Source organism: Streptomyces sp. BHT-5-2 (assembly GCF_019774615.1).
Lineage (GTDB): Bacteria > Actinomycetota > Actinomycetes > Streptomycetales > Streptomycetaceae > Streptomyces.
The window spans coordinates 3,366,789-3,380,225 of the sequence record NZ_CP081496.1; the positions used below are offsets into that span (position 1 = coordinate 3,366,789).

Below are 13,437 nucleotides of genomic sequence, written 5' to 3' on the forward strand. Positions count from 1 at the left end.
CCCTGTTTTCGGGAGCTGATGACATGCCCTCCATGAGCACCGACGGGAAACACCGTCAGGTTCGGCGTATCACCTCGATATCTGTCGCCGCTGTCGCCGCCGTCGGCCTGACGGCGACGGCCGGGCACGCGGCATCGCAGTCCGCCAGCCATTCCAGAGGGCACCCGACCGCTGCCCACTCCCCCATCGACGCATGCCGCAAGGGCCACGGCGGAGGCATCTTCACCGGCCCTGTAGAGGGAGTGTTGAAGTATAAGGCGGGGAAACTGACCGTCACGGAGAAGATCGACGGATCCAAGGACGACCCCCACACGGAGGAGTATCAGCTCTGCCTCAGTGCGCACACGAAGGTGTTCGGCGCCCTTCGCATAGGCGATGCCCATCGCCTCACCGTCAACAAAGAGGGCTACGGCACCACACCGCGCACCCTCACCCAGCTCAAGAACGCCGCCAAACGCGGCGACGTCATAGTTCGGGCTGACATCAAGGACAATGTCGCCATCAAGATCTGGGAGCACTACCAGCGGCGTTGATCCCGGACCAGGTCGACGAGGTCGGCGCCCGGCCGGATCTCGCAGAGATCCTGGCGTGGGAAGCGCCGCTCGGCCCTGAGCAGGCAGCCGCTCGGCTCGGCGTGCGTAGGGTCGACTAGGAGTGGATGCGGCGCCTCGGTTGGCTCACGTCTGTCTCCCACGGCCGCGTCCAGTGCGGAGCGTCCAAGGGCGGCGCCGTGACCGTGCCCCGCTTCTCCCCCGGCCACGTCGACGCGCTGCCCGCACAGCACCCCGAGGTCGACTCGACGCAGCTGCGCAGCATCCGCAAGGGCCGGCGTTCCCCGCTCGCAGTCCTTGCGACGGAGCGGCAGTCGGCAGCACCGGCGTGACCGGGTGCCGGTCCGAGGCGGGTGGAGTACCCGGAAACTCCGTCCGCCTCGGACCGGCGTTGAAAGCGGTTTTGACCACGCATCAGCTCGTCCATCCCACAGCCTCGCACCCGCCACCGGCAACCAACGAGCGCGTGGTTGGGCACGGTAGGTGGATACGGCGGGGGCGGTGGGGTAGCCGGGCCGCGCGCCGGAGACGGCAGTGATTCGCCAGCCTGGAAGCCTGGATCCCGCGGAACGTGCGCGTCACCTGGCGACCGCGGCAGGAAGGTGCTCCTCGGCGAAGGCGACGGCGTCGGCGACCGCCTTGTCCGCGGCAGGGAGGTGAGCGGCGAGCAGATGCCACACGTGTCCCATCCCCGGCGCGACATCCAGGCGCAGGGGTACGGAGTCCTCGGCCAGCTTGGCGGCCAGCCTGACCGCGTCGCTGAGCATGACCTCGTGACCGCCGGTCTGGATCAGAACCGGAGGCAGTCCGCGGGTGTCGGCGAAGACCGGCGAGGCCAGCGGGTTGTTCCGCGGGGCGCCGCCCAGGACGATGTCCGCGGCGCGGCTCAGCCCCGCACGGTTGACGGACGGGTCCACGCCGTCCAGCGTGAACATCGTGGCCCCGGTGTGTTCGAGGTTGGCCCAGGGGGAGATGGCGATCGAGGCGGCCGGCATCGGAAGTCCCTGGTCACGAGCGGCGACCAGGGCGCTGACCGCCATCGCGCCACCGGCGGAGTCGCCGGCGAGCACCACGTTGTGCGGTTCGGCGCCCTCTTCCAGCAGCCGGCGGTAAGCGGTGACGGCGTCCTCGATGGGGGCGGGGAAGACCGCCTCGGGCGCGAGCCGGTAGTGCGGGACCAGAACGCGGGCGCGCAGGCGTCGGGCGAGTTCGCCGACCAGGCCACGGTAGCCCTGCGGGTCTCCCGCCAGGTAGGCGCCACCGTGGAGATAGACCAGGTGCCGGCCGGGGACGGCGTCCGCGGGAGTCGCGCACTCGGCGGCCACCCCGTCCGCGTCCACGGAGTCGAAGGTCACCCCGTCCGGTGCCGGAAAGCTGTCCTGGAAGAACGTCCGGTAGGCGAGCCGGGCGTCCTCCAGAGTGTCGGGGCCCACCCCGGCGGCAGCGTCGATGACACCGCCGCTGCGAGTCGCCCATTCCTGGTAGAAGACGGGAACATCGATCCAGACCATGGCAGGCCCTCCTCGTCGCAGATGCACAGCGGCCGCGTCCTGGCCGCCCTGCGAGTCTTTGGCCCTCACATTTATGTGAGGGTCAAACGGGGCCCGAAGGCGACGCCGTACGCTCGGCGGCATGAGGATCGGAGAACTGGCGGAACGCACCGGCACCTCCCGGCGGTTGCTGCGCTACTACGAGGAGCAGCGGCTGATCACGCCTGGGCGTTCCTACAACGGCTACCGTGAGTACGAGGAAGCGCACGTGGGCCGTGTGATGCAGATCAAGGGACTGCTGGGCTCCGGGCTGCCGACCCGGATCATCCGGCAGATCCTGCCCTGCCTGGACAAGCCCCGGAGCATCTACTTCGACGATCTGACGCCCGAGATGCTCAGGGTTCTGGAGTGCGAACACGGCCACCTGACGAAGCGGATCGACTGCCTGACCCGCAACCGGGACGCGATCGGCGACTACCTGGAGACGGTACGCGGCATGAGAGCCGCCGCCGATCCCTCCGGTCGGGCGGGCGGAGGCTCGTAGGCTCCTTCACTTTCGCCGGAACAGCCTCCGCAACCAACTCCCCCTCGGCCCCGGGGCGACGAGGGCGCCGGCTGCACGAGGTCCAGCTCGACGCCGACGTCCTTGATCCGTACCGGACCACCGGCATCTCGCACGATCTTCATCAGCCGCTGGTAGTCCGGCGGCAGGATGTCCTCGCCCGCGCCGGCCTTCCGGTGCGGGACCAACAGCACAACCGCGCCCGCCCACTTGAGCCGTTTCCGCCTGCGTCGACGGCTTCTCCGCGTCGAGCTGGGCGTGCATGCGTTCCCACACGCGCATCGCCACCGCGCGTTCCTCCCGCTCGGCGCGGACCGCATCGAACCGTTCGGCCAGGAGCTTCTCCTCCTCGTCGAGCTCCGCCCGGCGGGCTGCGACGCGTTCGGCGACCTCGTTGATCTCCGTCATCCCGCGAGCCTACGAATCCCTACGCCGCCGCGACCTGGAAACGACGGCCTGGAAACGAGCGGCCCGGCGTTGACCACTGCCTGACGATCAAGGACACAGACTGCCGCCCGCGACCAGCACGAGCACCCCGGCACGACGCCATACCACCACGATTACCTGCGACTTCAAGATGGCGGGGCTTCAGTGGACGTCTCCGACCCACTTGACGACGCATAGAAGCGACCTTGGTACACCCAATGGTGGTCGTGGCGATGTCACCTGTGGTGTTCCGGTGCGTTCTTCGCCTTCGGCACATGGCCTAGCGTCGGCCGCAGGACCGGGGCATGGCGGGCCAAGAAGTCCCACAGCTGGTCAGCGACTGGCCCGTGCGGCCGGTCGCGCCGGCGAGCTGCCGAGAGTTCCTCAACCACACCGGGAAAGTGCCGTCCGGCGATGGAAAGCAGGCTTCCGTCACGCAACTCGGTCTCGATCATGAACCGCGGCACGTGTCCCCACGCCATGCCGTGCAAGATCAGCTCCTTCTTCATGAGGTGGTCCGGAACGGAGCTCCGGGGTGCGCCTTCGACCAGGAAATGGCCCTGCTCCGACGGATGCCGCGCCGAATCCCGGACGATGCATTGGGTGAAGACCTGCATCCGCTGCGGTGTGATGTCGGCGTCCGGAGGGAAGGGCAGGAAACCGGGCGCCACGACGGGCACCAGCGCGACGCGGCCGAGATCGATCCACTCCATCCGCACGTCGCTTTTGGGGACGCGGTGCACGATGAGGTCGGCTTCGTCCTCCAGCAGCCGCTCCCAGGGGCCGGTGACCGTCTCGAACTGCAGGTGCAGTCGTGTCTGCGGGCACTGCGCGAAGAAGCGGCTGAGCATCTCCAACACCGGTGGGAGTGGACACAGGTCCCCCAGCACCACTCGCAGTTCGGCCTCTTCGCCCATCGCCAACTGCGCGGCGTAGGTCTGCAGTTCCTCGGCCTCGTGCAGCAGGGAGCGCACCTTGCGGTGGAAGGCGTGCCCCGCCTCGGTGAGCTGAACCCGATAGCCCGAGCGATCCAGCAGTTCCAGGCCCAGCTGGCGCTCCAGCTTGGCGACTGCGGCGAACACAGAAGGGTGCGAGCGGTGCAGCCGCTCGGCGGCGGCCTGGAAGCCGCCGTCGAGCACAACGGCGTTGAAGCACTGCAACTCGTGGAGCGTGAAGTTTGACATTGTCCAGCAAACCTACAGGGCTCGTTGGATCTTTGTAATAGAACTCTGCAGACGGCGTTCATAGGCTGAGCGCATACCCGCTAGACCACTGGAGCCGACATGACTTCTCAGACCCGTACTGCCATCACCACCGGCGATGGCGTCCGCATCGTCTACCGCTTCGACGGTGACGAGAACAAGCCGGTGCTGCTGCTCTCGAACTCCATCGGCACCGACCTCCACATGTGGGATGGCCAGGTGTCGGCTCTGACCGAGCACTTCCGGCTGCTGCGCTACGACGCGCGCGGCCACGGCGCTTCCGATGTCCCGAGCGGCCCGTATTCCCTGGACCGACTGGGGCGCGACGTGGTGGAACTGCTGGATGCCCTGGGCCTGCAGCGGGTGCACGTGCTGGGCCTGTCTCTGGGCGGAATCGTCGCGCAGTGGTTGGGGATCCACGTTCCGGAGCGCGTTGACCGCCTGGTGCTCTCCAACACCGCCGCGTACCTCGGCCCGGCGAATCAGTGGGATCGACCGATCGCCGAACTGCTGGAAGCCCCCGACATGCAGGTCACCGCGGAGAGGTTCCTGCACAACTGGTTCCCGGCCCGCATGCTGCAAGGCGACGACGAGGTTGTCGAGGGCTTCCGCCGCACCCTGCTCGCCACGCAGCGCGAGGGCGTGGCCGGGAGCTGGGCCGCGGTGCGCGACTACGACCTGCGCCGCACGGCCACGCTCATCCACAACCCGACACTGGTCATCGCGGGCGAGCACGACACCGTCACGTCCGCCGACCACGGGAAGGAGCTCGCCGCGACGGTCCCCGGCGCGCGGTTCACCGTCCTGCCCACGGTGCACATGGCGAACGTAGAAGGGCAGGCGGAGTTCGTGGACTCTGTGGTGGACTTCCTCACAGAACAGTCTTGACGGTTACCGCGTCGTGTCTGGACGGCTCCTTCCCACTGTCACCGGGCTTCCGGATTGGTCGCGGTCATGGTGTTCGGCCACTGACCCAGGCAGTCCAGCAGCATCCCGGCGAAGGGGGCCGGAGCAGGCGATGGTAGGTCGCCGAGCCGGACCAAGACCTCGCCTTCCTCTTGCAGGACGTCGTCGGTGCCGAGTCGGGCGATCCAGGTGAGCGGCTGTGCGTGGAGAAGGACGAGCAGGGCGGCGACGCGGTCCTGGAGCGGCACGTCGTCGTGGTTGACGAGTTGCCTCAGCAGCGCGAGCCGCTGGTGCTGGGCGAGCGGGGCGGGATTGCTTGTGGAACGGTGCGGGACGGTGGCCTTCTGCATGTGTTTGGACCGCATCGCCCACCGCAGGAAGGCGTGGGTGAGGCGCCGGGCGGTGTAGCCGCCGGCGTACCAAGCATCGACTTCGGCCTGCGTGCAGTCGGCGAGAGACCATCCACGCTCGGCAAGATGATCGAGGAAGGCGGGCGCGAGGTGGATCTCGTCGCGGGCCTGCTGGACCTGCTTGCCGGTGAACGGACCGCGGCCGGCCAGGGTGTTGAGGCGGCGCTGGACGTGCCAGGCGGCGAAGAGCTCCAGCAACTGCCGGTGCCCGGCATCGTCGATGGCGGGCAGCCTCTCGGCGAGCCATCGCTGGAACAGCAGCAGTTGTCGGTCGACAGGTGGCAGGACCCCGACCTGGATGAGCAGATCACGCAGGTAGGCCACCGAACGCCAGGGGGTGAGCCGGCTCAGACCCTCGTGGGTGAACGGGACTTCACTGAACGGACAGGCACCCCGGTACGCGTGCTGTGGCCGGAGGGGCCATGCGCTGACCCCTTCGATGCCGCTACCCAACACACACGGGTTTCCCCGCATTCTTCAGGAGTTCGGCGCCCACCACAGGCCCGTACGCCCTCAGACCATCGGGCTGTGCGCTTGCGGGACGCGTCGGCCCCCGTGGCGGACGAAAAACACGTTGGCCGGCTGCCGCGGAGGTGCGACGATACGGATGTTTCCTATGCGGAGGGCCCTTGTTCGTTTTCGTCTGCGCGCGGTGTGATGCCGAACTGACCACCCCGTTGTCCCAGGTCTCCCTTCCGTTCCACGCCCATCAGAGATACGGGAACGGGATCCAGCTCCCGGTGCTTATGGACGCAGGGACGTTCGCCGTGGATCCGGATCCCTCCGGACCGCCGTGGCGGAAGTGGGACGAGATCGATCTGGGCGAAGCGGAGGCCCGCGGCATCTACGCGCCGGTCTACGCCCTGTCCGACGGTGCGCCCGGCGCGATCGTGATCGCACCCGGAGATGTGCGCGGCACCCGGTTCATTCCCGAGAAACGCGGCGGCGCCTGCTGCGGCGTCGACGGTAGGGACGGCCCGAACATGGCCTGCGAAGAGTGCGGCCTGCCCGTGGCGACCAGGATCGACGACTGCTCGCTCTGGCAGGCGGTGTGGCTCGCCCCACATGCCGTGCATCGCATACTCGTTGACGGTGCCGACACCGCGCCCCTCTCCTGGGAGGAACTGGTCAGGGAGGGGAAGAGCACACCCCCGTTCGAGCCGATCGCGACTTGGGGAGGACGGCTGGGAACGAGCCACTACTGGTCATGGAGCCCACAATGGGAGGCCGCAGCCGGCCGGGCTCTCGCCCACCTGCTGGCCGCCTCCGAAGGACAGCCGGTGGAGGTCCCCGAAGGTATGGCCACGGACGTGTTCCAACGCGCCCTCGACGCCCTGCTTCCCGTGGGTCCGTCGAAGCGGCGCGCCGTACTGGCCGGACCGGGACGGCCCGCCCCCGACGTGGGCGTCGACATCCTCCTCGTGCCTGTCCATCCGCAGACGGGTCAGACCTGGACCCCCGCCGGCCCGGCTGCGTCGGCATATCCGGTGCCGCTGCCGCTGGGGGTGTGGTTGTCGATGACTTCTCCCCAGCCGGACCTGCCGGTTCCAGCGTCGGGGGGCATACCCGGCGACGTCCTCCGTGACGACCCGCCCCTGCCGCGCCCCTGTCGACTGTTCCGGGCCGACCAGGGAACGTTCCAGCAGACGCTGGTCCGAATACCAGCCGTTCGCAGCCCGTGGCTGCGCGAGATCGTCGACAACCTCCCGCAGTACACGTCAACGGGCCTCTTCTAGCTGTCTGGCACCTGGTGTCAGCCGGACCGAAATCCCGACGAAGATGCCACCACGCTCTGCGGTGCCGCTGCTGCCGTCGCAGCCGGTGCGCAGGTCTACCTGCCGAGCCCGTCAGCGAGGGGCCGCGCCGAGCAACGCATGCGACAGGTCCGAGGCCGGTGAATGACGCGCTTCGAGCACCTGATGTTCCTGCCGGAGTTCGCCCAGTCGTTCAAGGGAGTCTGGTGTCCGCCCGACGCGTCTACACATGAGACCGCGCTGGGCGCACGCCAGTGCCCAGCGCGGGGCACCCGGCGCGATATCGGTCAACTGCTCGCCCATCTGCGGGGCTTCATCCGCGTTGCGGCCGGTGGTCGTCTTGCGGATCGGCTCTCCGGTGCACGAGGCTACGAGGCTGACGCCCTCAACTTCCGGGAGTAGCTGGAATGTCGTTGGTCTACGCGTTGTGCAATGGTGGGGACGGGGACGACGACCTGCCCGGATCACCTTGGACTCCCGACGAGCCGAGTCCTGACGGGACGACGCCGCCCGGCGACGGCACGCACCGCAGGGAATGAACCCATGACGGTGGCAGTGGATCGTCCCGGCCGCCGGCGGCTGGCACGATCGCTTCTCGATGCCGGTGCCCTGCGTCCGGAGTGGGAGGCGACGTTCACAACCGTCGACCGTGCGATGTTCTTGCCCGACGTGATGTGGCCGTGGGACATGATGAGCAGAGCGAGCAACCGCGTCGACAAAGCCACGGATGCGGATGCCTGGCATGCGGCCGCAGACGCGGACCAGCCGATCGTCACCCAGTGGGACGATGGTCGGCACACCCGCCCCGGCCCGGGGATGACGGCGACGAGTTCCTCCTCCATGCCCTCTGTCGTCTACCGCCTGCTCGGCGACCTAGACGTCGACGAGGGCATGCGCGTGCTCGACAACGGCACCGGCACCGGGGAGACCGCAGGTGCCCTCACTCACCGCTGCGGATCGGGCAAAGTCACCACGATCGAGGTCGACGCAGAGGCATCCCAGCAGGCCGCACAACGCCTCAACGCTGCGGGACTTCACCCCACTGTCGTGGTCGGCGACGGCACCGCTGGCGACTCGGCACATGGCCCGTACGACCGGATCCTGGTCACCTACGGCTTGCGGGAAGTCCCCGGCGCGCTGGTCGAGCAGACTCGGCCCGGCGGTCTGATCGTCGCCCCGTGGGGCACGCACTACAGCAACGCCGACGCCGTCGTCCATCTCACGGTTCAAAAGGCCGCCGCCTCGGGGCGTTTCACCAGCGGCGTCGAGTTCATGAAGTCGCGGAGTCAGCGCCGCACGGCGATCAGCCCCAGTGACTATGTGCCCTCCGAAGGGGTTCGCGGCGCCGACACATCGCGGACCAGTGTCACCGAGGAGCAATTCGCCAGCGGCCGCTTCGGCGTTCTGCCCTTCGTGCTCGGTCTCCGGGTCCGGGACTGCACCCAAGCCGTGGCCGACAAACGGGACGGCGCCCGGCCCGTCTGGTTCTATGGCCTCAGCGACCGGTCATGGGCGTGTGTGTTGTTCCGAGACGATCGCGCGGAGGCGCGCGTGTGGCAGTCGGGGCCGCGTCGGCTGTGGGACGAGGTGGAAGCCGCCTACCACTGGTGGACCGCCCAGGCCTCCCCCGGTTTTGACCGGTTCGGTCTGACGGTCACTCCGGATGGGCAACAGGTGTGGCTGGACGAGCCGGCGAACTCGTGGCCGGCATGACGCAGGTTTTCCCGAAAAGGACCGGCGCGATCCCTTCGGCACCGAGATCGGCGCGTCGAGGTGCTCATCAATCCGGTCGTAGATCCCCCCGGTCCTGGCCCCGCCTTGGCCGCGCCCAGGACCAGCAGCCGGCTCGACGAGCGCCATCGGCAGGTAGGAAGTGCCCAGTTGGGGGCGCTTCCGCGGCCCCGCGGTCCGGTCCCGGATCATGACGTGCTCGCCCTCAGCGACGCCGAGCAGTTGCGCGACGTCGGCCAGCGGCACGCCGACCGCCTGAGTCGGCGTGCCGGTACCGCGTCATTCCTTTGCTTTCTAGTCGAAGTAGCAGCCCAGCTCGCCGCGGTAGACATGCCGGCCCCGGCCACTATCAGTGCCAGAGCCGGGGGATGGATGAACGTGCCGCGGCGCCCCTCGCTTTAGAGCAGCACCCCTGAAACGAAGAAAACGCTCACCTTCGGCGAGTGGACGTCTGACCAGCAACTGCCCCCCATGAAAACGTCCGTACGCGTCTACTACGGCGACCAACTCAAGGAAAGCCGACCTCATCGGGGCGCTTGTCCTCACGGCCGACGAAACTGCCTTCACCGCACCGCAAAGGGCAGCCACCCACCACATCCGCCCTCTGCGGCCTGTTCCTGGTGCGCTCTGTCGCCCCGGCCCGGCTCACCCCTGCGCCTGGTGACCTGTCTCATCGAACTTTGACCCGTCTCACCGGACTTTGACCGGTCCCGCTGTGGGACGACGCTGGGCATCCGCGTTCGGGAGTCCAAGATTCGCCGAGACGATCACAGGCTCGGAGGCTGGCTCACAACGCCGCTCCGCCGCACGATTGCGCCGCCGGACGGCGGCATCACGCCAATACCGCGTATCTGGGGTTGCTCCGCGGTACTTCTCCGTCCTTTCGCCCGTTGTCCCCGGTGACGATCACTGCCCGCACCGTTCACCCGGTGCAGGCGGTGCCACGCGCCACGAAGGGACACTCCCTCCACATGAGCATGCATCACCTGGGCCGGACGGCTGCTGTACTGGGCGCTGCTCTCGCCCTGGCCACGGCCGCTACCGGGCTCCCCGCGTACGCCGCCGACCCCTCCGACACGACGGGCAAGCACACCACCGCCATGCGCAGCGGTGGCGATCCTGGGCAGTGCGACGACGACCCGGACGGCTGGGACCGCGACGGACTGTGCCTGAACGCCGCGGACAATCGCAAGGTCGATGCGTACCTTGCCCGGGCCCGCGCGGCGGAGCCGTCGATCAGCCGCGACGTACAGGCTGCCGCCAACCGCAGCCATGCCCAGCTCGTCGGCTTCGACCATCGCCTCAAGTCCCCCGACTCCCTCAAGCGGAAGGTCGCCACCGACCTCAAGGAGCATCCGGAACGCAACACCGACGACGTCCTGGCGCGTCTGAGTGACGCGGTGCGCTACACCCTCCAATGGCCCGACGGCCGCTACGTCAGCGGTGTCACCATCGCCTCGGATTCGCTGTCCGCCTGGGGCAGCGACACCACGAAGTGGTCCAACACCTGGGGTCGGGAGAAGGGCTACAAGGGACTCAACACGGGCTGGCGCGCGCCCGGGTCGCGGCAGCTGTTCGAGGTGCAGTTCCACACCCCGGCGAGCAAGTCCGCCCAGGAGGAAACGCACAAGTTGTACGAGGAGCAGCGGCTGCCGTCGACCAGTCCCGAGCGCAAGAGGCAGCTGCAGGACCAGCAGGACGCGATCTTCGCCGCAGTACCCGTCCCCGACGGCGCTCTCACCCTCGCTCCACCTGCCACTCGTCTGGTGCCGGCGGCCTGACGCCCGCTGCGCAGCCCGACCGCCCGCTCGGGGCTGCTCTCAGTTCCCCCGCGGCTCAGATTCGCCCCTGCGCCCGACCTGTTCTGAGAGATCACGGGCGGTGGGCGAGGATCCCCTTGCCCACCGCCCGTTCGCCATTACTACGCGAATGGCGCAGGATTCAGGATCACGACGGACAAGCTCAGACGATGCCAACCCCAATTTGAGCGTTGGCCTTCGCGGGCTTGTATTTCTTGCTGCCGTTGTAGATGGCGGTATAGCCGTTGCCGAGCGCCTGCACCCACATCTGAGGATCCCCGGCATACTGTCCGGACTGGATGACCGCTTCGCCATTGGCGTCGGTTGTGCCGGTGCCAACCTCCCTGCCGTCAACCGAGAATACGATCGTCTCGCCCTCGATCGGCTCACCGTCCCTGTCCAGGAGCCGTGCCAGGCCCTGGCCGCCGGCCAGCGAACCGATCTTGCCCTTCGTCCCCGACGCGGTAAGTCGAACGGCTTGCTTTTCGACCGGCTGACTCGACTGCGCCGGCTGCCCGCCCCCGGACGAACTTGACTGCTGCTTCTTCGCCTCTTCGAGCTGTTTCTTCAGCTCTTCGATCTGGTTCCGAAGATCCTTGTTGTTCTCTTGTAGCGCATCGATCAATTTCTGGTCACCGTCTGACATTGCACTTTCCTTCCTTTGCTGAACCTGACGCTGGCGCGCACGCCTCAAGGGTGGCCAGGGTCTATGCGGACCGCATATTTGACTAGCCCATTCAGGTGACGGTTGTGGGGTCGGGTCGACCTGTCATGATGTTGATCAACATCCCTGAATCTTCAACGGTTTCCCCTCAGCCTTCAGGGTCGAGGGCCCCGGATCCATCGCCCCACACCCTGACTCCCCCATGTCTTCAGCGCGCCGCGTCCCTCTCCGTCCGAGAAGATCGTCCTGGCCCGGACCGTGGACCTCCCCACCACCCCCGGCACCGACAGCCAAGCCATCGCACGAACCGCCCCGGGCATTCTCGGCACCCAGGACCCGCAGGCCCACCTCTTCGCCGTCACGCTGCCCAACGACGGGAACACCCCGCTCGTCCTGTTGGGCGTCACGCCCGAGACGCTGCCGATCCGCCACGGCGACCGGCTCAGGCTCAAGCCCCTGGCCGGCTCCGCACCTGGTCGCCGCGATCCCTCATGATCCGCGCGCTGGAGCGCGTACTCCGCGGCTTCTACAGCGGTCTCATCGGCTGGACGGACCGCCACGGCAACGGCCAGTGGGAAATTGCCCTACGCTGCGCCGAACTCAGTTCCACGCGGCTGCGGTTGTACGCCGGCGCCGGCATCGTCGAGGAAGCCGTCCCGCACACGGAACTCTCCTGAACCGAAGCACAGTTGGGAACCATGCGTGACGCGATCCGCCGACCGTGTGCTCACCGATCGCCTGCTGCAACACGTCACCGCCCCCCGGGCCCTGGCGGAAGTGCGGCGCGTCCTGCGCCCTGGCGGCCGCCTTGTCATGGCGGAGCCCGACTGGGACTCGCTCGCCACCAGCGCGAGCAGAGTGGGTACCACCGCGCACACTGCGGCAGACCGCAGCACGCAGGACGTCGACGCGCTGGCGGTGCCGGAACCGGGAGAGTGGGTGTACGTATGGGCCTGGCAGGACGCGATGCTGGACTCCCCCGCCGTCGCTGCGCAGGGCCTGCGGGCGGCTACCGGTTCCCCATGGCGGTTGCTGCCCAAGTTCCGGCACAAGCAGTCCGAAGAGCTGTCCGCCCGACGAAGGACGAAGCCTGCCGGCGAGCCCGCTGAACGCCAGGGACGACGACAGTCCTGTCGTCGGCGGCAAGCTCGCTGCGGTACGCCGCTCCACCGCGTTAGCCGTCCGTTAGCGCAACATCCGACCGTTGAAGTTGATCGTCGTCCAAGAGCGAGACGAGAGATCACAGCAACGGGAGGACAGCGATTATGAAGTGGGGAACCGGCATAAGTGCCGCAAGAGCAGCCGTCGTGCTCGCAGGGGGAACCGCTGCGGCTGCACCCGTGCACATGGGCAGCGCAACCGTCACCAACCGCGCCGCCGACCGTCCTTCCTGTTCCACTGGCCGCTGGGTCGACATCCACGACAGCAACCGGTATCCGGCGATGGTCCAACAGCTCCGGACAGCCGCCGAGCGCCCTTGGTCGTGGTGGCGTGGTGGAGGGGGTGCCGCTGCCCGACAGTGCAGTGAGCATTTCCCTTTTGGGCGTGAGGGTTGGAACCAACCGGTGTGGCTTACATCTTGTGGTGCGGACAGAGGTTTCGCGCATCACGTTGGGAAATCGTCGTATCCCTCACAGCCGGAAGGGCTCTTGTGACCATGGTTTCCAAGGCCGAGCCAGTGGATCAGATCTCGGGCGAGGGCGTGCGCCGCACGATCGGTGAAATCTGGAGAGAGGTGTTGCGCGTCGAGGAGTTGCGCGAGGGCGACAACTTCTTCGAACTGGGCGGTCATTCACTGACGGCGTCGCAGGTCATCTCCCGTATCGAGCGGTCGCTGGGCGTCGAGGTCCCGCTGGGCGACTTCTTCGAGCGGCCCACCGTCGAGCAGCTCACGGACTTCGTCCTGCGGCGCCGCGGACACGAGGGAAGTGCGGGGGCGTGA

General features: G+C 67.9%; 15 protein-coding genes and 1 pseudogene. 12 read left to right on the top strand and 4 right to left on the bottom strand.

Annotated features, from left to right (window positions below; all coding sequences use genetic code 11):
- Nucleotides 1-32 precede the first annotated feature (32 nt).
- On the top strand, nt 33-533 hold the full coding sequence (locus tag K2224_RS15065; RefSeq protein WP_221907033.1) for a hypothetical protein: 501 nt from the start codon (nt 33-35) through the stop codon (nt 531-533).
- Between the two features lie 197 nt (nt 534-730).
- Nucleotides 731-883 (top strand): hypothetical protein, encoded by a 153-nt coding sequence (locus K2224_RS15070; protein WP_221907034.1) that lies wholly within the window; start codon nt 731-733, stop codon nt 881-883.
- 246 nt (nt 884-1,129) lie between these two features.
- Here the strand turns inward: K2224_RS15070 and K2224_RS15075 are convergent, their stop codons facing one another.
- A complete protein-coding gene (locus K2224_RS15075) occupies nt 1,130-2,062 on the bottom strand; it encodes an alpha/beta hydrolase (protein WP_221907035.1) in 933 nt (310 codons plus the stop codon).
- A 121-nt stretch (nt 2,063-2,183) separates the two neighbouring features.
- On the opposite strand from K2224_RS15075, the gene K2224_RS15080 reads away from it, so the two are divergent.
- The gene (locus tag K2224_RS15080) at nt 2,184-2,585 is read left to right on the top strand and encodes a MerR family transcriptional regulator (protein WP_221907036.1); all 402 of its coding nucleotides are present in this window, start codon (nt 2,184-2,186) and stop codon (nt 2,583-2,585) included.
- A 680-nt stretch (nt 2,586-3,265) separates the two neighbouring features.
- On the opposite strand, the gene K2224_RS15085 is transcribed toward K2224_RS15080, so the two are convergent.
- Entirely contained in the window at nt 3,266-4,213 is a 948-nt protein-coding gene (locus K2224_RS15085; RefSeq protein WP_221907037.1) for a LysR family transcriptional regulator, read from the bottom strand.
- A gap of 99 nt (nt 4,214-4,312) precedes the next feature.
- On the opposite strand from K2224_RS15085, the gene pcaD reads away from it, so the two are divergent.
- On the top strand, nt 4,313-5,119 hold the full coding sequence (pcaD, locus tag K2224_RS15090; RefSeq protein ID WP_221907038.1) for a 3-oxoadipate enol-lactonase: 807 nt from the start codon (nt 4,313-4,315) through the stop codon (nt 5,117-5,119).
- 38 nt (nt 5,120-5,157) lie between these two features.
- On the opposite strand, the gene K2224_RS15095 is transcribed toward pcaD, so the two are convergent.
- Entirely contained in the window at nt 5,158-5,871 is a 714-nt protein-coding gene (locus tag K2224_RS15095) for a hypothetical protein (protein ID WP_221907039.1), read from the bottom strand.
- Nucleotides 5,872-6,176: 305 nt separating this feature from the next.
- On the opposite strand from K2224_RS15095, the gene K2224_RS15100 reads away from it, so the two are divergent.
- From K2224_RS15100 to K2224_RS15115, 4 genes are all read left to right on the top strand, one after another.
- Entirely contained in the window at nt 6,177-7,283 is a 1,107-nt protein-coding gene (locus K2224_RS15100) for a hypothetical protein (RefSeq protein ID WP_221907040.1), read from the top strand.
- Nucleotides 7,284-7,445: 162 nt separating this feature from the next.
- Nucleotides 7,446-7,703, top strand: a complete 258-nt coding sequence (locus tag K2224_RS15105) for a hypothetical protein (protein WP_221907041.1) — start codon at nt 7,446-7,448, stop codon at nt 7,701-7,703.
- A 141-nt stretch (nt 7,704-7,844) separates the two neighbouring features.
- Entirely contained in the window at nt 7,845-9,014 is a 1,170-nt protein-coding gene (locus K2224_RS15110) for a methyltransferase domain-containing protein (RefSeq protein WP_221907042.1), read from the top strand.
- Between the two features lie 989 nt (nt 9,015-10,003).
- Nucleotides 10,004-10,813 carry an ATP nucleotide 3'-pyrophosphokinase gene (locus K2224_RS15115; RefSeq protein WP_221907043.1) on the top strand — a complete coding sequence of 270 codons (810 nt, stop codon included), beginning with the start codon at nt 10,004-10,006 and terminating at the stop codon, nt 10,811-10,813.
- A 181-nt stretch (nt 10,814-10,994) separates the two neighbouring features.
- Here the strand turns inward: K2224_RS15115 and K2224_RS15120 are convergent, their stop codons facing one another.
- Entirely contained in the window at nt 10,995-11,477 is a 483-nt protein-coding gene (locus K2224_RS15120) for an Ig-like domain-containing protein (RefSeq protein ID WP_221907044.1), read from the bottom strand.
- A 276-nt stretch (nt 11,478-11,753) separates the two neighbouring features.
- On the opposite strand from K2224_RS15120, the gene K2224_RS15125 reads away from it, so the two are divergent.
- The 4 genes and pseudogenes from K2224_RS15125 to K2224_RS15140 all read left to right on the top strand — a co-directional run bounded on the left by K2224_RS15125 (nt 11,754) and on the right by K2224_RS15140 (nt 13,437).
- The gene (locus K2224_RS15125) at nt 11,754-11,990 is read left to right on the top strand and encodes a hypothetical protein (RefSeq protein WP_221907045.1); all 237 of its coding nucleotides are present in this window, start codon (nt 11,754-11,756) and stop codon (nt 11,988-11,990) included.
- Nucleotides 11,987-12,172 carry a chorismate-binding protein gene (locus tag K2224_RS15130; protein ID WP_221907046.1) on the top strand — a complete coding sequence of 62 codons (186 nt, stop codon included), beginning with the start codon at nt 11,987-11,989 and terminating at the stop codon, nt 12,170-12,172. Before K2224_RS15125 ends, K2224_RS15130 begins: the two co-directional genes overlap by 4 nt.
- 34 nt (nt 12,173-12,206) lie before the next feature.
- Nucleotides 12,207-12,338: pseudogene (locus tag K2224_RS15135) on the top strand (methyltransferase domain-containing protein); the annotation flags it as partial.
- An 835-nt stretch (nt 12,339-13,173) separates the two neighbouring features.
- Complete coding sequence (locus tag K2224_RS15140) at nt 13,174-13,437, top strand: phosphopantetheine-binding protein (RefSeq protein WP_260692653.1); 264 nt, start codon at nt 13,174-13,176, stop codon at nt 13,435-13,437.